The 24,242-nt window shown below is 45.1% G+C and carries 28 protein-coding genes and 1 pseudogene; 11 read left to right on the top strand and 18 right to left on the bottom strand.

The window, feature by feature from the left end:
- Positions 1–126: 126 nt before the first annotated feature.
- Positions 127–1,470, top strand: coding sequence for a M20/M25/M40 family metallo-hydrolase (locus tag OCC_RS03960; protein WP_084684304.1), 1,344 nt, complete (start codon positions 127–129; stop codon positions 1,468–1,470).
- On the opposite strand, the gene OCC_RS03955 is transcribed toward OCC_RS03960, so the two are convergent.
- The gene (locus tag OCC_RS03955) at positions 1,471–2,838 is read right to left on the bottom strand and encodes an ATP-binding protein (RefSeq protein ID WP_004068185.1); all 1,368 of its coding nucleotides are present in this window, start codon (positions 2,836–2,838) and stop codon (positions 1,471–1,473) included.
- A 24-nt stretch (positions 2,839–2,862) separates the two neighbouring features.
- Positions 2,863–3,684 (bottom strand): class I SAM-dependent methyltransferase, encoded by an 822-nt coding sequence (locus OCC_RS03950; RefSeq protein WP_004068184.1) that lies wholly within the window; start codon positions 3,682–3,684, stop codon positions 2,863–2,865.
- Positions 3,685–4,004: 320 nt separating this feature from the next.
- Here OCC_RS03950 and OCC_RS03945 point away from each other — a divergent pair, with 320 nt between their 5' ends.
- The 4 genes from OCC_RS03945 (at position 4,005) to OCC_RS03930 (ending at position 5,521) form a co-directional block, all read left to right on the top strand.
- The gene (locus OCC_RS03945; RefSeq protein WP_004068183.1) at positions 4,005–4,223 is read left to right on the top strand and encodes a hypothetical protein; all 219 of its coding nucleotides are present in this window, start codon (positions 4,005–4,007) and stop codon (positions 4,221–4,223) included.
- Between the two features lie 142 nt (positions 4,224–4,365).
- Positions 4,366–4,596 carry a hypothetical protein gene (locus OCC_RS12400; protein ID WP_148290401.1) on the top strand — a complete coding sequence of 77 codons (231 nt, stop codon included), beginning with the start codon at positions 4,366–4,368 and terminating at the stop codon, positions 4,594–4,596.
- Positions 4,597–4,613: 17 nt separating this feature from the next.
- The gene (locus OCC_RS03935; protein WP_004068181.1) at positions 4,614–4,805 is read left to right on the top strand and encodes a hypothetical protein; all 192 of its coding nucleotides are present in this window, start codon (positions 4,614–4,616) and stop codon (positions 4,803–4,805) included.
- A gap of 203 nt (positions 4,806–5,008) precedes the next feature.
- Positions 5,009–5,521 (top strand): hypothetical protein, encoded by a 513-nt coding sequence (locus OCC_RS03930; protein ID WP_004068180.1) that lies wholly within the window; start codon positions 5,009–5,011, stop codon positions 5,519–5,521.
- 16 nt (positions 5,522–5,537) lie between these two features.
- Here OCC_RS03930 and leuS read toward each other — a convergent pair.
- Positions 5,538–5,866 (bottom strand): annotated as a pseudogene (leuS, locus tag OCC_RS03925) (leucine--tRNA ligase); the annotation flags it as partial.
- Positions 5,867–5,912: 46 nt separating this feature from the next.
- Here leuS and OCC_RS03920 point away from each other — a divergent pair.
- Entirely contained in the window at positions 5,913–6,560 is a 648-nt protein-coding gene (locus OCC_RS03920) for a phosphoribosyltransferase (protein ID WP_004068177.1), read from the top strand.
- Positions 6,561–6,587: 27 nt separating this feature from the next.
- The gene (locus tag OCC_RS03915) at positions 6,588–6,866 is read left to right on the top strand and encodes a hypothetical protein (protein ID WP_394296088.1); all 279 of its coding nucleotides are present in this window, start codon (positions 6,588–6,590) and stop codon (positions 6,864–6,866) included.
- On the opposite strand, the gene OCC_RS03910 is transcribed toward OCC_RS03915, so the two are convergent.
- Entirely contained in the window at positions 6,857–8,635 is a 1,779-nt protein-coding gene (locus OCC_RS03910; RefSeq protein WP_238565081.1) for a DUF4932 domain-containing protein, read from the bottom strand. The genes OCC_RS03915 and OCC_RS03910 overlap by 10 nt on opposite strands.
- 83 nt (positions 8,636–8,718) lie before the next feature.
- On the opposite strand from OCC_RS03910, the gene OCC_RS03905 reads away from it, so the two are divergent.
- Positions 8,719–9,711 (top strand): metal ABC transporter solute-binding protein, Zn/Mn family, encoded by a 993-nt coding sequence (locus OCC_RS03905; RefSeq protein WP_004068174.1) that lies wholly within the window; start codon positions 8,719–8,721, stop codon positions 9,709–9,711.
- Here the strand turns inward: OCC_RS03905 and OCC_RS03900 are convergent.
- From OCC_RS03900 to OCC_RS03885, 4 genes are read right to left on the bottom strand one after another with little or no spacing between them, the layout of a single operon-like run.
- The gene (locus tag OCC_RS03900; RefSeq protein WP_004068173.1) at positions 9,696–10,601 is read right to left on the bottom strand and encodes an ABC transporter permease; all 906 of its coding nucleotides are present in this window, start codon (positions 10,599–10,601) and stop codon (positions 9,696–9,698) included. The two genes, OCC_RS03905 and OCC_RS03900, sit on opposite strands and share 16 nt — an antisense overlap.
- Positions 10,598–11,629 (bottom strand): ABC transporter permease, encoded by a 1,032-nt coding sequence (locus OCC_RS03895; RefSeq protein WP_004068172.1) that lies wholly within the window; start codon positions 11,627–11,629, stop codon positions 10,598–10,600. Before OCC_RS03895 ends, OCC_RS03900 begins: the two co-directional genes overlap by 4 nt.
- Entirely contained in the window at positions 11,619–13,148 is a 1,530-nt protein-coding gene (locus OCC_RS03890) for an ABC transporter ATP-binding protein (RefSeq protein ID WP_004068171.1), read from the bottom strand. Before OCC_RS03890 ends, OCC_RS03895 begins: the two co-directional genes overlap by 11 nt.
- Positions 13,149–13,194: 46 nt before the next feature.
- Complete coding sequence (locus tag OCC_RS03885; protein ID WP_004068170.1) at positions 13,195–14,460, bottom strand: BMP family lipoprotein; 1,266 nt, start codon at positions 14,458–14,460, stop codon at positions 13,195–13,197.
- 125 nt (positions 14,461–14,585) lie between these two features.
- On the opposite strand from OCC_RS03885, the gene OCC_RS03880 reads away from it, so the two are divergent.
- From OCC_RS03880 to OCC_RS03870, 3 genes are all read left to right on the top strand, one after another.
- Positions 14,586–15,041 (top strand): hypothetical protein, encoded by a 456-nt coding sequence (locus tag OCC_RS03880; protein ID WP_004068169.1) that lies wholly within the window; start codon positions 14,586–14,588, stop codon positions 15,039–15,041.
- Between the two features lie 72 nt (positions 15,042–15,113).
- Positions 15,114–16,463 (top strand): phosphoglucosamine mutase, encoded by a 1,350-nt coding sequence (glmM, locus tag OCC_RS03875; protein WP_004068168.1) that lies wholly within the window; start codon positions 15,114–15,116, stop codon positions 16,461–16,463.
- A 2-nt stretch (positions 16,464–16,465) separates the two neighbouring features.
- Positions 16,466–16,888: an EamA family transporter gene (locus tag OCC_RS03870; protein ID WP_004068167.1), complete on the top strand. Its 423-nt coding sequence runs from the start codon at positions 16,466–16,468 to the stop codon at positions 16,886–16,888.
- On the opposite strand, the gene OCC_RS03865 is transcribed toward OCC_RS03870, so the two are convergent.
- The 10 genes from OCC_RS03865 to OCC_RS03820 form a co-directional block, all read right to left on the bottom strand.
- On the bottom strand, positions 16,850–17,332 hold the full coding sequence (locus OCC_RS03865; RefSeq protein ID WP_004068166.1) for a flavodoxin family protein: 483 nt from the start codon (positions 17,330–17,332) through the stop codon (positions 16,850–16,852). The genes OCC_RS03870 and OCC_RS03865 overlap by 39 nt on opposite strands.
- The gene (locus OCC_RS03860; RefSeq protein WP_004068165.1) at positions 17,332–17,910 is read right to left on the bottom strand and encodes a DUF523 domain-containing protein; all 579 of its coding nucleotides are present in this window, start codon (positions 17,908–17,910) and stop codon (positions 17,332–17,334) included. Before OCC_RS03860 ends, OCC_RS03865 begins: the two co-directional genes overlap by 1 nt.
- 59 nt (positions 17,911–17,969) lie before the next feature.
- Complete coding sequence (locus OCC_RS03855) at positions 17,970–18,701, bottom strand: hypothetical protein (RefSeq protein ID WP_148290400.1); 732 nt, start codon at positions 18,699–18,701, stop codon at positions 17,970–17,972.
- Positions 18,702–18,760: 59 nt separating this feature from the next.
- On the bottom strand, positions 18,761–18,961 hold the full coding sequence (locus OCC_RS03850; RefSeq protein ID WP_148290399.1) for a LysM peptidoglycan-binding domain-containing protein: 201 nt from the start codon (positions 18,959–18,961) through the stop codon (positions 18,761–18,763).
- A gap of 3 nt (positions 18,962–18,964) precedes the next feature.
- Positions 18,965–20,359, bottom strand: a complete 1,395-nt coding sequence (locus OCC_RS03845; protein WP_004068162.1) for an ATP-binding protein — start codon at positions 20,357–20,359, stop codon at positions 18,965–18,967.
- A gap of 108 nt (positions 20,360–20,467) precedes the next feature.
- On the bottom strand, positions 20,468–21,043 hold the full coding sequence (locus tag OCC_RS03840; RefSeq protein ID WP_004068161.1) for an AAA family ATPase: 576 nt from the start codon (positions 21,041–21,043) through the stop codon (positions 20,468–20,470).
- 12 nt (positions 21,044–21,055) lie between these two features.
- Positions 21,056–21,856 (bottom strand): hypothetical protein, encoded by an 801-nt coding sequence (locus OCC_RS03835; protein ID WP_004068160.1) that lies wholly within the window; start codon positions 21,854–21,856, stop codon positions 21,056–21,058.
- The gene (locus OCC_RS03830) at positions 21,856–22,131 is read right to left on the bottom strand and encodes a hypothetical protein (protein ID WP_004068159.1); all 276 of its coding nucleotides are present in this window, start codon (positions 22,129–22,131) and stop codon (positions 21,856–21,858) included. Before OCC_RS03830 ends, OCC_RS03835 begins: the two co-directional genes overlap by 1 nt.
- A gap of 64 nt (positions 22,132–22,195) precedes the next feature.
- Positions 22,196–22,768 carry a hypothetical protein gene (locus OCC_RS03825; RefSeq protein WP_004068158.1) on the bottom strand — a complete coding sequence of 191 codons (573 nt, stop codon included), beginning with the start codon at positions 22,766–22,768 and terminating at the stop codon, positions 22,196–22,198.
- Positions 22,769–22,796: 28 nt separating this feature from the next.
- Positions 22,797–23,999 carry a hypothetical protein gene (locus OCC_RS03820; protein WP_004068157.1) on the bottom strand — a complete coding sequence of 401 codons (1,203 nt, stop codon included), beginning with the start codon at positions 23,997–23,999 and terminating at the stop codon, positions 22,797–22,799.
- Positions 24,000–24,242: the final 243 nt, after the last annotated feature.

Here is a 24,242-nt window from a genome sequence, read left to right as displayed (position 1 = left end):
CGAAGTATATAAAATTTGCGTTTATCTCGTGAGAGCTTCGCCCTTTTAGAGAGATGACTTGGAGAATCGTAAACTTTTCTCTTTAACACCAGTGAACGAGGGTGAAAACTCTTAAATATCATTTCGATGAAGATTTTAATGGTGTCATCTATGGACGTTGTGGAGCTCCTTTCCGAACTGGTGAAATTCGACACAACAAACGACCCGGCAAAAGGTATAAAACCCTCAAAGGACTGCCCGAAGTTTATAATGGATACGCTGTCTTCTTGGGGCATTGAAGCTGAGCTGATAGAAAGGGACGGTTATTATGCAGTCTATGGTGAAATAGGAAGTGGGAAACCAAAGCTCCTCTTCATGGCTCACTTTGATGTAGTCCCCGTAAACAGGGAAGAGTGGGAGACTGAACCGTTTGAGCTGACCATTAAAGGTAGCAGAGCATACGGAAGGGGAAGTGCCGATGACAAGGGAAACGTAGCTTCGGTAATGTTAGCATTGAAAGAGCTCTCAAAAATGAAGCTTGAGGGAAAGATTCTGTTCGCATTTACCGGTGATGAAGAAATTGGTGGAAAAATGGCAATGCACATTGCTGAAAAGCTGAAGAGCGAAAATAACCTTCCGGAATACATGATCAACGCAGATGGCATTGGCATGAAACCCATAATACGCAGGAGAAAGGGGTTTGGAGTCACCATAGGCGTGCCTTCTGAAAGAATCAAGCTCATAGGAGTCCTAAAAGAGAGGAAGTTTAAGGTAAACACCCCAATTCTCGAAACGAGGCATGCGGCATATTTCCTTCCTGGAGTTGATACTCATCCGATGATAGCACTGTCGCACTTTTTGAGGAATTCAAACGCTTTGGCGGTCTCTCTTGAAGGGAAGTTCCTCAAGGGAAACGTCGTCCCGAGTGAGGTAACGCTCAAGTATCTTGAGCCCGGAGAGGGAGAGGAAGTTGAAGCAGATATGGGCTTAACGAAGCTTTTAAAGGCGATAGTGCCTTTGGTGAGAGCTCCAATAAAGCCTGAGAAGTACAGCGATTATGGAGTATCGATAACGCCCAACCTCTATTCCTTTAAGGATGGCAAGCATGTTCTGAGGCTAGACATAAGGGCAATGAGCTATTCCCATAAAGACATCGAGAGCACTATAAAAGAGGTTGTTGCTTTTAACATCCCAGAGGCAGAGGTTATCGTAAGCAGCAACGAGAAAGCCGGTTACCTCTTTACCCATCCGGAGGAGGAGATAGTGAGGGCAATGCTTGAAACGCTTGAAAAATTTGGCGAGAAAGCCGAACCCGTTGAAGGGCCTGGAGCGGCGGACTCAAGGTTCTTCACACCTTATGGAGTTAAGGCAATAGACTTTGGACCGAGAGGAGGCGATATTCACGGGCCGAATGAGTACGTTGAGATAGACTCGCTCCGCAGGATGCCGGAGCTCTACGCTGAGCTGGCGAGGAGGATGGTGAGAGAGTAGTCAGCTCTCTTTCTCTCTAACTTCGTTGAAATCCTCGAGGTCAAAGACGAGGTAGCCTTCCTCTCTAAGGTTCTCTTTTCCTTCTATCCTCTTCCCAATCAGTCCGAAGTAGCTCCCCGGTATTCCTGTGAGCCCTGCTTTTCTTTTAAGGTCTTTCAGAATTCCCCTCGCTTCCCTTTCGCTCAAGTTCTTCCACTTGGTCTCGAAAAAGCCCGCTTCTCCTGTGATGCTGTTGAGGGCAACCAAGTCAATCTCCTCCCCCTTGTGCCACCATCTTCCAAGCTTCGTGAACCTGAAGGGCAGCTTTCCGAGACGGTTCGTCCTAATCAGGAACTGTCCGGCAACGCTCTCGAAGACCTCGCCGAGGTAGCGGTTGAAGTCGCTCTGAAAGTCCTCGAAGCTTATTGCTCCAATCTCTATGTCATCGCGGTAGGGGTAGACAAAGCGGAGCCAGAAGCGGTAGTAAAAGTCTTTCACCCTGTAAACGCCGCGCCCGCGCTTTCTCTGGTTTATCGGATACTCCTTCTTCACGAGGTCGAGGGTCTGGAGGACTTTGAGGTACTTTGGGAGGTTCGTCACGGCGACCCTCGTCTCATTAGCTATCTCCTTGAGCTTCGTCTTTCCGTCGTTTATGGCCTTCAGGATGTTGAGGTACGTAATCGGTTCCCTCAGCTCGTCTTTCAGCAACCTCTCGGCGTCTTCATAGAGGACGCTCACTTTATTGTAGAAGTTGTTCTCGATATTTTTCTCCACTGGAAGGGAGTCATCGAAGTACTGGAAGTAAGCTGGAATTCCGTCTATATTTCCATAGACCTTAACGAGCTCCTCCCAGCTGTAGCGGGGGAAAGCCTCCCTCAGGTGGAAGAATTCAAGGGGGCGGAGCTTTATCTGACCAGTCCTCCTGCCGTAGAGCGGGTTCTTGTAACTCATGAGGCTCTCCATCGTCGATATCGAGGAGCCGAGCAGAATGAGGAAAACCTTTGAGTCCTTCAGCACTTCATCCCAGATGTACTGGAATGTCGAGGGAATCCCTTTATCTTCCTCAACCCAGTAGGGGAACTCGTCTATTACGAAGGCTATCTTTCCGAATTCTTTTACTCTCTCAAAGAACTCTTCAAGGTTCTCAGCCTCGATGAAGACGTTGAACTTCCTGTTGAAGGCCCTTACGAGCCTATCCAGCTCAAGCTCCATTGGCTCTTTTTTAGCTAAGAAGTAGAAGGCCTTCTTCCCATCTATGAACTGCTTCACGAGCTCGGTCTTTCCCACCCTTCTCCTGCCGTAGATAAGGACGAGGTGGGCTTTATCCTGGGCGTAAAGCTCCTCAAGTGCATGGAGTTCCTCCTCCCGGTCGATGAATTTTAATATCATAGTATTTAATATCGCGTTATTAATTTAAGGTTTTCGGTGGGCATCGCTTTCGGCAACCAGCCATCCTACTGGAGGGTGCTCGGCTCCGTTCTTCCACTTTTCATAGGCTTTATCCCATCGCTTCAGGAGTTCAGAGCGCTTTTTCTCGTCTTTTATCTGCCCCAAGTACTCCCGCGGTATGTATGCGAGGTAGTGCGGCAGGTTGGGCTCAAAGGTTCCACTATCAACGATCCTTCCTCCGGCGCGCTCCACAAACTCCTCCAGCTTTTCCAGCGGGAAGTAGTGCAGGTCATCCTTCTCACCGAACAAAGCCTCGAAAATTTCCTGCCTCAGGTTGTACAGCTCAAGGTGTGCCCTCTGGCGTTCGTTGTTTGCTATTGGGAGGCTCTCGGCTATGAAAATCCTCTCGGAAATTCGGAGCATCTCAGATATGACCTTTACGATGGTTTCCTCGTTTTTCAGACTTCTGATGCCGTGAACGAGAACGGCCAGGTCAAACGCTTTAAAGGGAAAGGGCAGTTCTTTTGCGTCGAGTTTTATGGGGAGTATCCTGTGCTTCAGCCCCGCGGCAGACGTTATTTCTTCGAAGAAGCGCCAGCGGGCTTTATCCACGGCAACTACTCTGCCGGTCTCACCAACGAGGTAAGCGAGCGGAACTGTTGTTATTGCATGGGCGCCACAGCCGATTTCGAGGACGTTCATGCCCTCTTCCAGGGACGCGAACCTGAGTACGCGGAAGCGTTCGAGCATTTCAAGGCTAAGCCAGTCGGGAGGCAAAGACGGCTCGTTCCGGGGTGGGATTTTGGAAAGAATCTCTTCTTTGAACTTTTCTTCGTTGGCAGGCATGGAGAACACCAGAGAAAACTAAAGTACCTATACTTAAAGCGTTCTTGGAGAAAAAGTTTTATAAGGCAGTGTTGAATTAATGGCGGAGGCAAAACTTTGGGATTTTCTCAAAAAGATAAGTCTCTACGGCTCACTTACATCCCCATGCAACACTTTTACTCATGGCTTATCTTCCCAGAGAAGTCGAAATTTGGGGTATTAATAAAATTACCATTGACATAGCCATGTTAAAAACTTTGAATGGTAAAACTTATAAAAGTGTCTACCGTAAAATGTAGTGCAAACAACTGTAAGGAGGCTTGTCCCTGAAGTGGAAACCCTTGTTTGTAGTCCTGCTTGGACTGCTGATGGTTGGAGTAACGGCTGGAAGCGCAAGTGCTACTGCGCCCAGCACTAAAACAATGGGAATGGGTCCAGTATTTCTGAATCTCCATGACCTGAATCCACAGGAAAAAACCTTCGTTCTATCTATTGCTCAGAAAGATCTCAAAAAGTTCGGGGTACAAAAAGCTTCTATCAAGTCAGTATCAGGGGGTTAAAAGCAATGGAAAATATGTGTTTTTCATCGAGACAACAAAAGGAACTATCGTTGGAACATACAAAGACGGCTTGTTGGACATGGCGCTACTCGTTAATAGCACATCTGATCAGATCACTGTGGAAACTTTAGAAAATGGACGAGTGCATTATGAGTACTACAACACCACAGCCATCAATAACCTTAAGCAGATAACTGACAACGTTGTTATGTACCAACTTACTAACTATGGCCCCGAGACTGTGCTTGAGGAACCCAATGAAATTAAGGGATTCACTCCACAGTGGCACTGGGAACACCACTGGTGGGGCTGGAAACTCACGTTGAACAAGCATGAAACTCAGAAGCTCTTGGACTTCATGGGGTTGGGATAGCAGGAGGAGGAACAAAGGTGGGAAGGGCAGCACTTATCTCATCTTTGGAAAGACTTGGGATCACTATCGCGAAAAGCACCCTAGAAGGAATAGCCGAAGTGCTCATATTGGCTGGTGCATACATTAAAGTAGTTGATGATATGGGAGGCAACAAGGGCATTTACATAGAACAAATACTAGGGGGTCCAACTATAATCTGGCACAATTAGTTGGGGGTACCACACAATGAATCGTTCGATGGTGATAGATTTTTTAATCTTTTTTTACATATTGATAGTGTTCGTTCTTAAACATACAAAGTACAAAGACCACCAATTGCCTTTAGACACTCTATGGGAGATAGGGGTAGTAGCATTCATCTTAGTGTGGTTGCTCGGTAGATGAGACTAGAAAGTACCTTAGGGTGATGCAATTGGCATCATTAGCACGTTGGTTAAGGCGAAACCATAGGGAGCTCCTTGCCCTTTATTTCATATACTGCATACTCTTCAATCTACTCATACCTTCAACCTCGCTGGTAGCACCGGCAGTAGATTCGACACCCGGACAGGAATTTGGCAAACATGTTGAACTAGGAGGGAAAACCTATCGCGCCCTCTTTTCGTGCTGGAACTCAACAAGAGATGCAGTCGGATACCGCTACCTTTCCTGCCGGTTCAGTGTCCTTGAGAAACTGCCTGTCAGCAGGGGGATAAAGGTGGGGTTTTCGTCTTCTGACCCAGACATCCGGTTCGAGAGTGCAGGCGGGGACTTGATCTTGAAAATATTACCTGATTCAAGGGGAGAATTGGAAATAAAGCTTGATATCACCATTTTAGATGTTTGGTGGATAGGAGTAGCGATCCCCCACCATGAGAGAGTTGACATGGCCCTTAACTGTCGGGAGGAGGGGTGTGAGCTGACATCGCTGGAGCGGAGGGAATAAAGTAAAGGGAAACCCCTCACTCCACAAACACCGCAGGCTTCAGCGGCATAGCTTGCCTCTTCTTTCCGCCCTTGTCCTCCTCGGGGTTGATGGCTATCTCGATGTCGAGCTCTTTCTCCATGAAGTTCTTCGCCTCCTCTAAGGCTTTCTCCTCGTTGATCCTCTTTATTTCGAAGGCCCTCTTCTTTATGAGGCGCTGTATGAGCTTGCTCACTCTTTTGCCGTGCCTCTTCATCTCCGGGTCTTCCATTAGCTCCTTGCTACTTTGAAGTCTTTTATCTGGGTGACAACTTCGACGACCTTCCACTTCCATTTGGAGATAGTGTAGATGTATGTCTTCTTCGGGAAAAGCTTAAATATTCCTTGTTTATTAACGTCATTAAGGGAAATCATGAAGAAGTTTCCAGCATACTTGGCTTCTTGGGACGACATAGAGAAGTGGGCTAAAGAAGGAGCAATTAAAGTTCTTGAAGAAGGCTGGATGCCGGATGTTGTTGTGGGCCTTGCAAGAGGCGGCTGGGTTGCGGCAAGGCTTTACTGCGACTATTTGGGAGTTAAAGATCTCGTGAGCGTTAAAGTGGAGCATTGGGGAGTTACGGCAACTCCAGACGGAAAAGCCAAACTCAAGTACGGCACGCAATACAATTTTGGGGGCAAGAAAGTCCTGATAGTTGATGACATAGCGGATACTGGAGAAAGCTTAACCTTGGCAAAGAACTACGTCGAGAGCAAAAATCCAGCTGAAATAAAAGTTGCAACTCTTTTGACGATAAAAACCTCAAAGTTTAGGCCAGATTACTTTGGAGAGGAGATTGATTGGGCATGGATAGTCTTTCCGTGGAACTTTGTTGAGGATATGATAAACCTCGTAAACAACCTGTTTGAGGAGAAGGATGCCCTTACTTCGGATGAAATAATTGAGCTGTTTAAAGAGCTCCATGGTATGGAGGTTCCGAAGGAGAAGCTTGAGGAGGCTTTAAAATTTGCCCAGATGAGAAAAATATTTAAATGGGATGGGCAATCTTGGCGCAAAGCTTAAGGTTGTGATATCTTGGATAAGGAGGATATGATAAAATCAATAAGGGAGCACAGCAACTACTCTAGAGAAATTTACGATATGCACGAGGACGTTATAAACGAGGCCCTAGAACATTATGACGAGCTGAAAGAAGAATATTTAAATGACCATTCGCGTGCTAGAATCGTTAGAATCGTGATAAACGAGGATAATAATTTGCCGTTGGCTATAGAGTTCCATCGGAAGGATGATTCATTTAAAGGCTTCAGCATAGCAATAGGCAAGCCCTATATAAAGAATGGAAAGAGCAACGGGCATCAGGAGTAAAACCCATCTTCAATGACTCTTCCGTCGTATACTTGATAGCTTACTAGGTAGTATGTTGGATTTTTGTATTTTCTTGTTCCATATCTATCTGCCCCGGCGATCCATATTATGTAGTTGTCTTCCCGATATGGGTTTCTTATTGCCATTATTACGGATGTAAAGGGTGAGCTGTAAGTTTTTTCGGCGAATTCAATCTCTTTTATGTATGGATCCGTTATTAAGAACGTTCTGACGTTTTCGAATTCGGCATTTTTCTCCAAAATCCATGTTCCGTTTGAGAGCACAAACCTTAAGGGGAAGTCTTCATCCAGCTGATCAACAACTTTATTACTCAAAGGACCGCCTATGAGGATCATATCCTTCTCTAAATCTTCCTTAGTTATCTCCATATCGCTCTTTATTTCGACTTTTACCTCCCCCATCCACTGAGAGTAGAACCTCTGGAGATAATATTTAACGATTTCGGCTGTTTCTCTATCGTAATCCACACCATTTTTGTCAGGATTCTGTGTGCCGTAAACTATGATTATTTCTCCCTCCTTCACTCCATCGTCCAGTGCTCTCAATGGAGTTACCGGTACTTTTTCTTCATAAAGGGCTTTTGCTTCGCTTTCAGGCACCATATGGGCTAACTCCGTTAACATATTAAAGATGTACTCCTCCAAGGGCCTGTTATTCTCAACGGCAATCTTGGCATATTTTTTGTATAGCTCCACAACATCCTCGATCCAAAATTCTCCCCATGCTTTCTCCATCTGAAGGGAAAGCTCGGCATAGTCTTTGTTTATTCCGCTTAGGGCAAAGTACGCCCAGGCATCTGCAAAGCTTTCGTATATCATGGCTGTATCGCTCCAAAAGTGTATGTCATAGGTTGCCAAGTAGGGCATGTCCTCCTCTATGGTGTCTTCAAGGTATTTGAGGGGCTTTACTTTGTACCCGTAATACTCGTTGAGCTTGGCTGTAGTTAGGTCGTGTCCAAGCTCGTGATAGATAAACTCCAGAATCCACAATCTGTCAAATTCTGAATTGTTCACATAAACGCTGTTCAGCGGAAGTCCAAATATAGTATCCCTTGCTCTAAGAAAGCCCCAGTATGTTTTGGGAGGGTTTCTTCTGACCAATGGAAGCATTCCTCCGGAGCCATAGATTACAGTCTCATTCACTTTTTCTCTGAAGTTGTGTCCATGAATACAGACCAGATATGGAAAATGAAACTCGAAGCGAACGTTGGTCAAGTTCATATATGATTCCATGAACTCATCTGGTGGGAGTAGAGTTATGGCAGAAGCATAAACTTCTAGGTCTTCATTGTAGTAATTCTCATGGCTCCTAAAGAATTCCATGAAGTTTGTATCTTGGGAAAACTCCCTCAGGGCGTCCACTATTTCGTCAAGCTCTTGATCCTGCCATCCCATATAGATTCTCTTCATCTCCGGTGGCTCTGAGAACTGCAGAAGGTACGCGTCAATGATGAATAGCCTATAGTCCCTCTCCGGAACAGTTTTTGCATCCTTGAAATATTTCCTAAGTATCTCTACCGCCCTGTGGTTTCTGTATTTCCAAAACCATTGTTTTACATCGTTGATGTACCCCTCTCTATTGAGGACGAACTCATCGTGACCAAATGCAAGGTAGTAAACAATGGATAGGAGCTCTTCATTTGGGTTTATCTTTATTAGAACACTATTTCGCTGAAACTGGTACGCACTAACGTTTGGAGCCAGGAGAAAAATAATTAGGAGTGCCAAGAGCCTGCGCTTCATAGGCATCATACTAATTTTTCATTAGACATATTTAAACTCTCTGCAAAACTTTAAAATACCATGCTCCAACTCTATTAGGGTGACCTAAAATGAAGAGAATGGTGTTACTGTTTGTACTTATCCTTCTTCTAGCTCCATTAACTACCGCTCAGGAGAAGCCTTTAGTGGTCACGAGCATAGCCCCAATAGCGGAGATACTTAGGGAGGCATTTGGAGATACCGTTCAGGTGGAATATCTGGTTCCCCTTGGCGTTGATCCTCATCAATACCAGCTTACACCGGAGCAGATTAAAGAGATTCAAAGGGCAGATGTTATAGTTACAATTGGTCACTTGCCAGCTGAAGAAAAAATAGAGGAGCTCAAGCGAGAAGGCATCTTGAAAGGTAAGGTTCTTGGGATAGAGGATTATCAGAGATACGGCTTTCGCTATCTTCCTGAAAGGTGGTACAACAACAAGTACAATCCCCACGGTATTTGGCTTGACCCCTACAATGTCCTTGCCATAGCTGAAGCCGTAAAGGATGCTTTAGCTAACTCCCCTGCATACACTTCCCTAGATTCTCGGTTTTCAGAGTTTGAGGCAAAACTCGAAGGGATTGTCTTGGCATATCAAAAATTAGGCTTGGAAGGGAAGAAGGCATTGATAGAGCTCCCCTCTCAACAGTACACTTTGGAGTGGATGGGAATTATAGGGGTTGACTCTATAAAACCTGAAGAAGAAGTCCCAGCTAAGAGTGTGGATGAGCTCCTTACTGTTGCAAAAACAGTTGATGTAATAGTTTACTCGGAGGAATCCCCAGAACCTTTGAAAAGTGCTGCCCTTGAGCTTTCAAAAAGAACAGGAGTCCCAGCGGTCAAAGTTTCGGTTATGTGGAGCGGGAGAAATTATACCGAAGTTTTAGCCCAAAATTCTGCCAATATAGCATCCGCATTTAGAAGCTGTGCTCCGGAGCAAGGGCAGACATTCCAGCAAACAAACCTCAACACAACGTATATCCTTCTTGCCCTCGTGGTAGGGATTACCCTCGGAACAGCTCTCGGTGTAATAATAAAAAGTAAGAGAGCTCACTCTCTCTTGTAGGGCTTTCCATCGGCCTTTGGAGGTCTTACTTTTCCTATTATTCCTGCCACAATGATCAATGTCACTAGGTATGGAAGTGTAGCAACAAACTGCCATGGGATGATTCTCTGAACCTCTGGATTTGTTCTTACCCACACTGAGAGGTTGTCGAAGAATCCAAAGATGAATCCTCCAAGGAGAGCCCTTAATGGGTTCCATCCGCTAAAGACCATATTTGCCAGGGCGATAAATCCTCTACCTGCTGAAAGCTGCTTTGTGACCGTTCCAAGCCAGTCTACACTCATGAATGCCCCGCCAAGTCCTGCAAGCGTTGCTCCATACACTGTGGCTAGAAATCTATAGCGCTCAACATTTATACCTAGTGCATCCGCTGCTTCCGGATTTTCACCTACCGCTCTTATTCTAAGTCCTAATGGAGTTCTGAAGAGAACCCAGTGGGTCAGGATTGCTATGGCAATTGTCACAAGAACCATTGGGCTTAAACTTCCGTAGGGGGTGTTTATTATCGGTGTAACCCTGAAGTTCGTCGGAACTTGATGCTGACCTGCCGTTCCCCAGTATGCTGGAATTCCAAAGGCTACAACACCTAATGCAAGAAGGTTAACTCCTATACCCGGAATCACATGATCTCCCTTTAGATAAACGGTAATAAATCCGTGGAGCATCCCTAAAAGCATCCCTATAAAAGCCCCACCAAGAAGGCCGATCCATGGACTTCCGGTTATTTCTGCGAATATTGCTCCAAAGAAGGCACTCATAAGGAGTATTCCCTCATATCCTATGTTTACAACACCGGCTCTCTCGCTCACTACAGCCCCCACGCTTGTAAGCACCAGTGGAACCATTGCCGTTAGTGCTCCTATAAGTGTTGAAATGACTGCCTCAATCATCTTCTCACCACCCTCTTTAGAAGGTCTAAAAGTCCTGGGACTGCAACGGCAACAACTATCACACCCTGAACCATTCTCACCATCTCTAACGGGACTCCTGCTTCAATCTGCATAGCCGTGGCTCCAGCTTTAAGCATTCCAAAGAATATGCCGCTGAATATTATTCCAAGCGGGTGATTTCTTCCTACTAGGGAAACACCTATTCCATCAAATCCGTAGCCGTAGATGTTCGCCATTCCTTGGCTTATTGCATAGCTTGGAGGTCTTCCCATGACTTCCGTTGCACCAGCAAGGCCGCTCATGATGCCTCCAAGTAGGAAAGACCATATAACTGCTTTCTTTGGGTTTATCCCACCATAACGAGCTGCTCTCTCATTGTATCCGCTTACTCTAAGTTCATACCCCAACTCAGTGTGCCAGAGGATGTAGTATGTGATGAGGGCTGCTATTACCGAAATCGCAAAGGCCCATGAAAGCTCACTTCCTTTCATTATTATCGGAAACCTTGCACTAGCCGGTACTGCTATTGTCTTATTCGGATCCTCTGGATTTGGTATTTTTTGCAGGACTATGTAGAGGGCTATGAAGTAGGCCATCCAGTTGAGCATGATTGTAGATACAACTTCATTTACTCCTCTTAGAACCTTTAGGAAGGCAGGAATTGCCATCCATGCGATTCCCGCTATTATTCCACCAAGAAGGCCCATTAAAATGTTTCCCCAGAGGTTTGTTAGCAGGATTGCCGCTATAGCTCCAAAATATACTGTACCTTCTCCGCCAATGTTAAAAAGTCCTGTTCTCGCTCCTATTCCAAAGGTCAAAGCGGTTAATATTATGGGGGTTGCTGCACTTAGTGTCATGGCCCATCCGTACTTTGAGCCCACGGCTCCGTCAAAAAGTGCCACGTAAGCCTTAACTGGGCTGTAGCCTGAGAACGCTAGTATAATTCCTCCAACTACAATTCCAATCACTATCGCTATCAGGCTCTCTACAAGTGGCTTTGCAAATCCTTTGATGTCAACCCTCATGCTTGATACCTCCCATCATTAGTCCTATTTGCTCTTCGGTAACCTCTTCAGGCTTTACTATGCCTACAAATTCGCCCTCATAGATTATTGCCATTCTATCACTGAGTTGCAGTACTTCGTCGAGATCAGCAGAAACCAAAAGAACAGCCTTGTTTTCGTTTCTAAGCTTTATCAGGTAGTTTCTTATATATTCGGTTGATGCAACGTCTACACCTCTCGTTGGTTGAGATGCAATTATAAATTCGGGCTCTTTGCTAACTTCCCTTGCAACTATGAGCTTTTGCTGATTTCCTCCGCTCAGGCTCTTTACGGGAGCATCTATACTTGGGACAACAACTTCAAAATCCTTCACGAGCTTTGCCGCATGTTCTTTAACCTTGTCCCACCTTATAAGTCCCAACGGCCCTCTAAAAGTCTCTCTCCAGTGGAGCCCGAGAATTGAATTTTCGGCTACACTCATTTCTGTGACTAGTCCCATATGGATTCTGTCCTCTGGAATATGTGCCACTCCGAGATCATAGAGCTCCCTTGGTGGTCTACCAGTTATATCTTTGCCGTTGAGGATTACCTTGCCCTTTTCTATTCTCCTTAACCCGCTTATCGCTTCTATAAGCTCGGTTTGCCCGTTACCCTCTACACCAGCTATTCCGAATATTTCCCCTGCCCTCACTTCAAATGTCAGTCCTTTTACTGCATCTTCGCCTCTGTCCCCCTTTACCCATAGGTTCTTTACTTCAAGAACGGGTTTCCCAGCTTCTTTTGGTGGTTTCTCTATCCTGAGAGCAACTTCTCTCCCAACCATCATTTTGGCGAGTTCTTTTGGGGATGTCTCGCTTGTGTTGACGGTTCCTATTACCTCTCCCTTTCTCAGAACGGTTACCCTGTCGGTTATCTCCATGACTTCTCTTAGCTTGTGGCTTATGAATATTATCGTTGTACCCTGTGCTTTTAGCTTTCTAAGAACATCAAAGAGCTCCTTGACCTCTATTGGTGTTAACACTGCAGTTGGCTCATCCAAAATAAGAACATCAACATCTCTATATAGGGTTTTTAATATCTCGATTCTCTGCTGAACGCCCACCGGAAGGTTTTCAACGGGTACATCGAGGGGAACTTGAAAGTTCAGCTCATCCATAAGTTTTTGCAACTTCTCCTTTGCTTTCTCAACATCTATCCTTGAGAAAAGCCCGTGACCTTCCATTCCAAGTATAATATTATGAAGACCATCAAAAACATCAACGAGAGTAAAATGCTGATGAACCATACCAATTCCATTCGCAAGAGCATCTGCGGGGCTCTTAAATCTCACTTCTTTACCATTAACAAAGATTTTACCCTCTGTTGGATGGAGCATTCCAGAGAGTATTTTCATTAAAGTTGTTTTTCCAGCTCCATTCTCACCCAACAAACCGTGAATCTCACCTTTTTTTACGGAAAAATCAACACCTTTCAGGGCCTTTGTTCCGTCTGGATATATCTTGACGATCCCTTTCATCTCGATAATTGGAACTTCTTCCATAAATGCACCCCCAAGAAGCTGTGAAATTTAAAATAGAAAGGAGAAATCAGCTGCTTTCCCACTGCTTTGCTAACTCCTCCATTTCTTGCCATGTTTGGGCGTTTCTTAAGGCTTCTATTTGGTCTTTTGTGGTTGCCATTGGAACCTTTATCTCTCCGCTCTTGATCTTCTCTTCAAGTTCTTTTACTGCATTCCAGATCCAGTCTGGAACTTGCTTTCTTGTCTCCTCGAGCTTGGCAAATAGCTCATCTTCGCTGGTAAAGCCGAGCTCCTTGAGCTTCTGCTTCTTGGTTTCCTCTGACAGTGAGTTAAACATCTCTTTGACATCATCGATAGTGCTTACCCCAACACCACCTTCTTTTAGTCCAAGCTCCATTACTCCTCCTTGCCAGTTGCCCTTGACGGCCATCTCTACAGCCTTGTATACACCTACATCAACTCTCTTCATCATTGAAGCAATTATAACTCCCGGTTTAATCCAATCTTGAGCTGAATCGACACCTACTGCAAACGGTGGCCCCATGTCTTTTCCTTGGCTCTGGAGGTACTCATAGACGGCATCGAAGACACCCTGTCCAGTTGCACCTGCAATCTGGTAGATGACCCATGCTCCCTGCCCGAGCTGGGCTTGAGCAGCTGTTTTACCCTTTGCAGGGTCGTTAAATTCGCCAGTGTAAGTAGAGAGAACTTCGATGTTCACGTCTTTTCCAGTCTTTTGCTTGTAGTAATCCTCTGCCCAGGCCACACCAAACCTGTATCCACTTTCGAACTTGTAAAGCACTGGGATTTCAATACCAAGAACAGCTCCTACTCTGTCTTTGCCGTCGTTAGCTGCAATTAAACCGGCTAAAGCTCCAATTAAAGCAGAGCCCTCGTTTTCTTTAAAGAGAATGCTCATGACATTTGGCTTGTCTGGAACAAACCCATCAACTATGGCGAACTTTTGGTTGGGGAACTCATCTGCTACTTGCTTTATTGCATCGGTCATCATAAATCCAACTGCGATAATGATGTCGTATTCTCCCTTTCGGGCTAAGCTTCTGAGGTTTGGTAAGTAATCAGACTCACTGTTGCTTTGTACTTCCTTAAGTTCAAGATTGAAGTCCTTTGCAGCCCTTGAAGCACCTAGGTATGCCATATCGTTGAAGCTAAGATCACCTCTTCCACCGACATCATAAACCACTGCAATTTTTCCCGCGTATTGGGGGGTGCTTGTTTGTGTTTCTGTCCCTCCTCCGCCAATACAACCACTTACAGCAACGCTAAATAGTAAAATTCCTACTAAAAACACTGCTAATCCTTTATTCTTCATTAGATCGACCTCCATGGGATTTATCGTATGAGAGTGAGAACAATAAGAATATATACTTTATGGTCATTTTTGGGCAACTGCCTCAGGTTTTTAAAGGGTTTAATTCTACTGAGTGGGGGAGGGATATGCTTAAAGAGATAGCGAGCCTTGAAAGGGGCGTGGTTTTACTTACGGGGGATGCCAAGAAGCTCGCAAAGATATTTCTCAACTTATGGCTTTCTAAAGGTAAAGTTTTCCTTGCGGAATACCTTCCTTTTGAGGTGGATTACCCAGAGAAAGTCTTTATAGGGGGCATTGAAGAAGGATTTGAATTTGATGGCTATGTGCTCTATTCACTTCTCTCCAGACCAAAATCAGAGAGAGCCAAGTATTATTCGTTCATAGCAGAACATAGGGATAAACTTATCCTTATATACGAGCCCAAGTACTTCAGAGACTCCCTTTTTAGATATGCCCTCAAGGATTTAGTGGATTATCTGGTCGCTTACAAGCGTGAGACTATGGGAATGGATAGAGTTGACGTTTATAAGCTTGAAGAGGGTAGAGTCGTTAAAAAGAAAACCTATGTGAGGAGATTTTGAGAGAGATGAAGTAAAAAATCTTTTAACTTAGCCTCGTACTTCTTAGTGTTTAGCGTTCATAGGGTGATTCTCATGGGGAAGTACTTTGGGACGAGTGGTATAAGGGAAGTCGTTAATGAGAAATTAACCCCGGATCTCGCTCTGAAGGTCGGAAAGGCATTAGGGACTTTCCTTGGCGAGGGGAGAGTAGTTGTCGGGATGGACACTAGAACTAGCGGCGAGATGCTTAAAAACGCCCTAATCTCGGGTCTTTTGGGCACTGGAGTGGATGTTATTGACATCGGCCTTTCTCCCACTCCATTAACGGGCTTTGCAATAAGGCTCTATGAGGCAGATGCGGGAGTAACCATCACCGCTTCCCACAATCCCCCCCAGTACAACGGCATAAAGGTGTGGCAGCCGAATGGAATGGCCTATACAAGCGAGATGGAGAGTGAGCTGGAGAGAATTCTTGAAGAGGAGAAGTTCCAGCAGGCATCTTGGGATAGAATAGGGAAGCTAACAAAGGCTGATCCAAAAAAGGAGTACATAAAAAAAGCCCTCGAAATGGTAGAACTTTCAAAAAGCTATAAGGTTGTTGTTGACTGTGGAAACGGCGCCGGGAGCATAGTTTCGCCTTATCTTCAGAGGGAGCTTGGAAATAAGGTTGTCTCACTCAACTCCCACCCGTCTGGATTTTTTGTGAGGGAACTTGAGCCAAATGCTAAAAGCCTTTCAGCCCTTTCGAAGGCTGTCAAGTCCTTTGGGGCTGATGTCGGCATAGCACACGATGGAGATGCAGATAGGATTGGCGTCGTTGACGATCAAGGGAACTTTGTTGAGTATGAGGTCATGCTTTCCCTCATAAGCGGCTACATGCTTAGAAAGTTTGGAAAGGGAAAGATTATCACCACAGTTGATGCCGGTTTTGCCTTGGATGATTACGTTAAACCTTTGGGCGGAGAGGTTGTTAGGGTAAGGGTTGGAGATGTTGCAGTTGCGGAAGGAATAACAAGGGAAAAAGCAATCTTTGGCGGAGAGCCCTCTGGAACCTGGATAATTCCACAGTGGAATCTCACTCCCGATGGAATATTTGCTGGGGCTTTGGTTCTGGAGATGATTGACAAGCTCGGCCCAATAAGCGAGCTAGCTAAAGAAGTGCCAAGATATGTAACTTTGAGGGCTAAGATTCCCTGCCCTAACGAGAAGAAGGCAAAGGCAATGGAGCTCATAGCCAAGGAAGCTCTGGAGAACTTTGACTACAAAAGACTGATCGACATCGATGGGGTAAGGATTGAAAACGACGAGTGGTGGATCCTTTTCAGGCCTAGTGGAACCGAGCCGATAATGCGCATAACCCTTGAGGCACACACAGAGGAGAAAGCAAGAGAGCTAATGAACAAAGCGAAAGAACTTGTGGAAAGGGCTATAAGGGAGGCTTAGACTTGGAAATTCCCATTTACATATTTTATGCTCTCCTATCCGCTATATTTGCCGCTTTGGTTGCGATATTTGGAAAAATTGGTCTTGAGGGGATAGATTCAACTCTGGCCACTACGATTAGAGCGTTTATCATGTTTGTGTTCCTGCTTCTGGTCTCAGCCTTTCAAGGAAAGCTGAAAGGAGGAATAACTTCAAGGCAATTTGCCTTTATAGTATTGTCTGGCGTTGCTGGGGCGCTTTCTTGGCTTTTCTACTTTTTGGCACTAAAAACGGGGACTGTTAAAGCTGTTGTGGCTATAGACAGGACTAGTGTGGTCTTTGCAATAGCGTTTGCATGGCTTTTGCTTGGAGAAGAGGTAACTTTGAGGGCTTTTATTGGGGCTTTATTAATAGTTATCGGTGCTATCTTGGTCTCGCTGAAGTGAGGCTAACCTTTTTGCAAACCTTCTTGCTCTTTCCAAATCCTTTTCATTTGGATGCCCCTTACTAATTCCCCCAATCTTCTCCAGCCATCCGTTGGTGTCCCAGCCCCTGCAGGAGAACTCTCCAACTATTTCAAATCCTTTCCTCCTTAAAGCCCTTCTTAGCTTTCGGTGGTTGATAAATGGGATATTTATCCCTGCTGTCGAGAAAATAAACGCTTTCTTTCCTTTCACTTCTGGAAGGTTATCTATAAGCTTAAAGAGCGCCCTATGGTGTTTCCAGTAGTAGATGCCGGAGCCAAAGCCTATGAGATCATATTTCAGGAGCTCTTCAGGTTTTACTTCCCATGGCTTGACGAGCTTCGCATTAAGAACTTCTGCTATTGCTTTGGCTATCTTCTCCGTGTTTTTGTGGTGGATAGAGACGTAAACAACTATAGCGCTCATCACAACCCCTCCACGGCTTCCTTCAGCTTTTCAATACTTTTCTCAATGCTGTCCTTGTCAAATTCTAGATAAACGGCATCCGGGAATCTTCTCTTTAGGACTTCAAATAGTACACCTTCTCCTGGAACTACCTCAAAGCTTTGCTCTTTTATCAGCTCTTTTGATCTATTTATTCTCTCCTCCTTTGGCAGATAAAAGAACTCTTGGATAGCTTTGTAAGGAAATGTCTCTGGGTTGCTGGAGGTTGTGTGAAATACTCCACACGTTGGCGAGCCCTTAACTCCAAGAAAGATTATTTTTTCGGGCTTTTCTTCCGTTAAAACTCTCCCAATGAAGTCCGCAATGTTTTCGGCTTTCTCTCCCATTCCAAGCTTTTCAAAAACTTCCTTGCTCATCGGAGGCCTTGGCCAGCCTATGAGCTCATATTCTGGGCAGGGATAGGTTAAGATTTTCATCTCCCCTTTGTGCTCTGCAAGAAAGCTTAGGAGCTTTTCACTTGTCTTGTACTCTTTTTCCTTTGCTCCTCGATAAACGTAGAAGGGGCTGAGGAGGCATGGTGCCATAATGAGGAGCTTCATACTATCACCTAAGGGCTATTGAGAGTTCACCTTTATATCTCTGTTGGAAAAGATGCCTTTCATTGGAGCTTTTTGAGCTCCTCAACCTTCTCGAATTCGCCCCGCTTTATCAGCTCCACCGCATAGGCGTAGAGGCCGAGCTTGAGGAGGTTCTCCGGCGTGGGTTTTTCCCTTGAGAGCTCCTTGATTGCTGAGGAGAGCTTCTGGAGGGCTTTTTCTTTAGCTTTCTCGGAGTAGTCGGCGAACTCTAAAGCTTGAAGGATGGAAAGGACTTCAAGGAGAGTCTCTGAGGGGAGTTCAAGGGTTTCTCCAGCAAGGGCTTTCTTTTTTCCTCTGGTCTTTGCTTTCTTCCCCCTTATTTCGCTGTAAACCTGCCGTAGCTCTTGGATGTCCTGCTCTGTTAGGATTCCCACCTCTACTAGGGCACGGTCTACGTCCGCTCTTTTGAAAGCGCTATATGTCTCTGCAGGCATATTAAAGGCACTCTTGTGAACCTTTTCAGTCACCTTTTTTACGGTGCGCACTGCCTTTATTAAGCGCTTTCTTTCCTCCTCGCTCAATGGCCTGCCTCTCACGTCCTCTATATGCGATGCTATGCGATTTGCTATAACCTCGTCGTCGGTGTTGAGTATCTGATCGAAGGTCGCGTGTGGGTCGTCTACGAGGTATGCTATTTCCTTAGCAACACGCATTCCCACTCCTGGGCTGTGCTTTTTTGCCATCTCTGCCGCAAGGGGCATCATGAGTTCCGTGAAGAGAATGATTGCAGCAGCATGTGGGTTATCTGCCATTCTGTGTGGGTGATACAGGTCAAAAGTATGTGGCGTGTATTTACCTTCCCTCGTTTTCTTTATTTTTTTGCATCTATTCCCGTTAACTTGGATACGATCTCGTGTGTATCGTAACTAGATAACTCTATGCTTAATGCGTTAATTTTATGTAAATCCTTCTCTGTAAGCCCGTACTGCTTCGCTATCTTCTCCAGATCTTCGCCCTTCTTCTTCCCGAATATGAACATCCCGACGAGCGGCAAGAGCGACAAGACCACCACCCTCTAAAGTTGGGCCTTTGAGGAAATAAGCCTTTCGAAGTCCCTCAAATCCCAAACCTGCCAGCCCTCTTCTCTGAGCTCTCCCTTTCCCTCCACCCTCTTTGCCACAAGTCCGTAATACTTCTCCCACTCTTCCAGTCCAACGAGCTCCGCCTTTCTCTCAAGGTCTTTCAGAATTCCCCTCGCCTCCTTCTCTTTGAGCTCCTTCCACTTCACCTCAACGAAGAGGGCTTTTTTCTCCCGCTCGTTCAGGGCAACGAGGTCTATCTCTTCCCCTTTGTGCCACCACCTTCCAATCTTGGTGAACTTAAACGGAAGCTCTCCGTGCTTGTTCAACCTTAGCAAAAACTCCTTGGCAACTCCTTCAAACACTCCTCCCGTGTAGTGGTCTATGTCGGCCATGACGGCATCAACGAGGAGCTCCCCGTTACCGCTCTCGATCATGTCGGCGTTGGGGTAAACGTAGCGGAACCAGAAGGCGAAGTAGTTGTCGGCTATGTAGTACCGCCCCTTCCTGCTCTTCCTGCTCGCCGTTACGGGCAGTTCTCTCCTCACGAGGTCGAGGTCTATGAGCACGCTGAGGTACTTCCCGACCGTGGCCCTCTCAAGGCCGGTATCGTTGGTTATCTCGCCAAGCGTCGTCTTTCCCCTCGCTATCGCCTCCATTATGGCGAAGTAGTTCCTCGGCTCGTCAAGCTCCTCGCGGAGGACGAAGAGGGCATCGCCGTAGAGGAAGGAATCAACGCGGAAGTAACCCTTAAGGTTCTCCTCAATGCTTTTTTCATCGCTGAACTCAAGGAGATAAGCCGGCGTGCCTCCCAAAATTCCGTAGACCCTCACGAAGTCCTCGAGCGGGTATTTTGGGAGGAACTCTCTTGCATTGAAGAAGTCGAGGGGTTTGAGCTTGAGCTGGGCGGTTCTTCTGCCGTAGAGGGGGCTCTTGTAGCCCAAGAGCCTCTCCATCATGGAGACGCTTGAGCCGGAGATTATGAGGAAGATTTTCCCTTTTGAGAGCCTCATCTCCCAGTACTCCTGGAGGATTGAGGGCAGGGCTTTGTTGCCCTTCACGAGGTAGGGGAACTCGTCTATGGCTACGATGAGGGGCTTTTCGGCCTTAGTTGAGATATACTCGAAGAACGCATCCCAGCTCCTCAGGGGGTTCTTTTTGAGGAACGAATCGTTGAAATATTCAGCGAGGCGGAGAGAGAAGCGCTCAAGGTTTTCCGCTTCGCTCGTCTCCCTCGCGAGCAGGTAAACGCCGCCGTGTCTCCGGAGGAACTCAAGGATGAGAGTAGTCTTTCCCACCCTTCTCCTGCCGTAGATCACGATGAACTGGGTCTTACCGCTCCTCAGCCTCTCCTCAAGGAGGGCCAGCTCCTCCTCCCTGTCTATGAACATTTGTTTACTCACCAGTAATTTACTTGCGAGTAAACTATTTAAGGGTTTCGATGTTTAAACTCAGATCAAAAAACGATCCTTCCTTTGTTGCCACTCTCTTCAGCAAGTTCATGTGCGAGTGAGCTTCCTTATTATGTCCTCGACCTTTGCCTTCAGCTCTTCCAAAGTTCCTTCATTTACAATCAAAAAGTCAGCCAAATCTTTAAGCTTGCTCGTGTGATAAAGCTCCTCCTCAGCTTCATCAGCCTTTAAGAAATCCTCAAAGCTTTTTATCACCTTATCTTTACCTGCGTTTCTCTTCTTTAAGCGTTCATACCTTATCTCTGGCCTCGCTTCAACATAGATTATAAACCCGCCTCGCTTTTTTATCGCCTCTATTTCTCCTCTTGAGCGAACCCCGTCAATGACAACGTTTTCGCAGTTTCTTTTCTTGTCCAATGCGAGTCTTATCAGGATATCTTCCCCGTAGGTTTCCTTTAGGTATCTACCGTATTCAATGAGTTTATCTCTTGTTGGTTCGCTCTTTTCTGGAACTTCTGGGAGCCATGAGTACTCGCTTAGGTTGTGGGTTAAAAGATCAATTAACGGATCACTGCATGAAACCCTGCAAAAACCTCTCTCCTCGAAAAACTTTGCAATTGTTGTTTTTCCAGCTGCGATTTTACCAACAACTCCTATTATCATCTAACCACCAGGTTACTTTTTCCATGCCCACCATATTAAGTTTGCCCCATCTGTGGACTCCATTAATCCTTCAGCAACCATATCCACTACAAAGTCTATCATGGCATCCTTGTCAATCCTGACAGGCTTTTCAAAGCCGAAAAAGTACTTGGCCTCAAAGAACCCAATGTGGAGAAACCTTAGGGGATTTAGCAGTGCCACATCCTCAATAAACTTCAAATCGAATGGAAAATCTGCAATGACGAGATTGATTCCCCTTTCTTTGGCGATATCTTTCAGCTTTTCCTCATCTGGGTAAAACAACTCTCTAAGGGAGCCGTCTATTGGTTCATAGCTTATTTTTGGAAATGTGTACTTGATGCCGATTTTCTCAGTTTTTAACCCTAATTTTTCAGCAAAGCCTATCATGGCCTTTGCATTAAAGCTGAGAAAAACAAGGGCTTTCTCGTCTGCTTTTATCTCGGGCCACTTTCGGGGAGGAAATTTGAACTCTGCTTGGATGATTGGTTCCAAAAATTCCAAAAAAGTTCCTTTAATTCTTTCCAAATTTTTTTCGAGCTTTTTTTGCTTTATAAGCAGGTCAAGCTTTGAATATACTGTAACTTGCTTCACACCGAGTTCTTCTCTAAGCTTTCCGATTACAAAGCTGTTCCCGATTATTGCACTTTTATCACTTCTATCTCTGCCTATTATAAACAGCTTATCTCTTTCCTTGTCATATCTGATTTCATCTATTACAAATGGCACTAGGGGAAAACCGTTTTCTTTTCTTATTCTGTTGACCTTCTCACTTATCTCTTCTATTGTAAACATTAGCTCACCTTGTACGCCTTGATGCACTCGTAGATTTCCTGGGCAATTTTTAAAGCTTCCTCTTTGTTGTTTGTTTCCTTGACTATAATTTTTCCGCTCGGGAATATGCTTATGTCATATGTCTTTCTAACAAGAGCTAAGAACTTGGTTACCCGCTTTATCTGGTAGCCTTTCTCCGCTAAGCATTCGCAGACCTCTTCGAGGTCTAAATCAAACTTTTCTTTAGGGGTTACGTTTATTGCCTTCATGCTTGTACATGGCTTTGCAACCAGCATAGAATCACCAACCAGAATTTATGAACCATACTTCATAAAATTTATTGAAAGAAAAGGTCGAACATCATCTCTTCCAGAGGGCAAACCCCAAAATTGAAATCAGCAAAAGCACCCCCAGTGAAAGGATAATTTTTGTTGGGGCACTCTTTTCTTTTGCGAGATTCGGGGTGTCTGTTCCCTCTTCAAGGGTGAAACTTACCTCAATTTCTCCCGCTAGAAGTGTTATTTTATTGCCCTCAACTTCGAGGGGGACATCACTCATGTCCACCAAACTTGCCCCTTCTGGTAATATAACGCTCACTGGATTGTCTGATCTCAATGAGATTGTCCAAACAAGGCCCTCTTGCTTAATCAAATCTGGAGTAGTATAGGTTATCTTCACTATCTGGGCATCTTGAGCGTTTACGGTAATCTCATTTCCGTTTAGGTAATATTCAAGAGGATTATCGTTTTCGTCGGTAACAAAGACGTCTTCGTAATGATCCCCAATCAAAGATAATGTAACCTGCGTTGCATAGTCATCAACGGGCACTTCAATTTCTACAGTTGCGTATCCGTCTCCATAGGGGGTTATGTTTACGTTCCCTGCACTTACAAGGGGAATAAAAATCAATAAGGCAAGTAAATCCTTTTTCATACTTTCCACCTCCATAAAAAATTAGAAATCAGAGGTGCCTTAAGATGAACTCATCCACTCTATGGAACATGTCCAGGGCGATTGCAAAGTGCATCTTTGCTTCTGCTGGCTTTTTGTGTTTTAGGAGCTCGATTCCAAGTCTTACCTCTTGTATCGAAGTTTTAAGCTGCAGTTCTGCCTTTCTTGTATCTACTCCTCTCCTCTTGAGCTCTCTCAAGGCCTTTGCATCCTTCTGAATTCTGCCGTTAATCTCTCTGAGAAATGTTCTCATGTTTCTCATCTTTTCTTGGGCTTCTCTCTCGTGGAACTTTCTCTGGATAAATGCCATTGCCTTGTGAAATTCTTTTATGGTCTCTGCGTTATCTCTTATGACTTGAAGGGCTTCGTCGTATTTTCCTTCATCCGCTAGAGCTTTAACCTTATCGTAGACTTCTCTAAACGCTTCAAGCCTTTCTTGAAGTTCACTTGCATCGTAGCCCTTTTCTTCTGCCTCCTCAATTACCTTCTCTGCCACTTCTATTCCCCTTGCACCTTTCTCCAAGAACTCATTTACTATCTTGTCAGCGTTTGCTTCTACAAGTTCCTTTCTTATTCTCTTTAGTTCCTCATCTAGCGCCGCTTTTTTCTCCCTCGCAACTTCGAAGTCTTCTTTAGCTTTCTCGAAATCTTTGGCTTTTATGTCCTCCAACACAGTCTTGTAAGCCTCCTTAGTTTCTTGTAAAAGCATTGTTGCGTTTTCTACATCAATCCCCTGTTTTTGAGCGATCTCTATAGTTCTCTCAGCCATTCTAAAGTAGCCTTCCATTCTCTTTATTTCCTCTGGCAACCTTTCTTTGAGCTCCTCTTTTCCTCTTTCAAAGCTCTTCAGAACTTCTCTGTAGTGATGCATTGCCGTTAAGCCATTGATTATGGTGTTGTAATAGTCGCCGCTTTCATAAGCAGCGAGGGCATCTTCCTTATACTCTTCGGCCAGTTGGTAGTGTCTCATAACGCTTGAGTTATCTGGCAAGTTTGTATTGTTAATTAGTCTTGTTGTTATATTGCTTAATCTTTCAAGGACTGCAACAGTATGCTCGGCTATCCTCTCCTCCTGCGTTATGTTTTGTATTTCTGGTGGCAAAGGCTCTGTTTCATTTTCTATGGTGGTGTTTTCATCTGCCAGGCTCAATCCCGCTGGTATTATGCTCCCAACCAACAGGGCTATTAACACCCAAACTTTCAACCATCTCATGTTCATCACCATTCTTAACTAGGCTCTTTACCTATTTTAGGAACCCGGTGAAAAGAACGTTTCGGAACGTTTCATTTTTTGTATGAGCTTTTATAAACAGCCTTCTACACATACAATCCATTAAAAATCATGAAAAATCTGCATGTGAACGATGAGAGACGATATTTTTGGGTAAATGGAGCTTAGATCCTTTTTAGGGCTTAATAAAAGCTCTAGCATTCTTTAAACGGTGGGTCTTGAACT

This window comes from Thermococcus litoralis DSM 5473 (assembly GCF_000246985.2).
In the GTDB taxonomy this organism is placed as follows: Archaea; Methanobacteriota_B; Thermococci; order Thermococcales; family Thermococcaceae; genus Thermococcus_A; species Thermococcus_A litoralis.
Note: the sequence above shows the minus strand (reverse complement) of the source record. Positions and strands in the feature narration are given on the sequence as shown.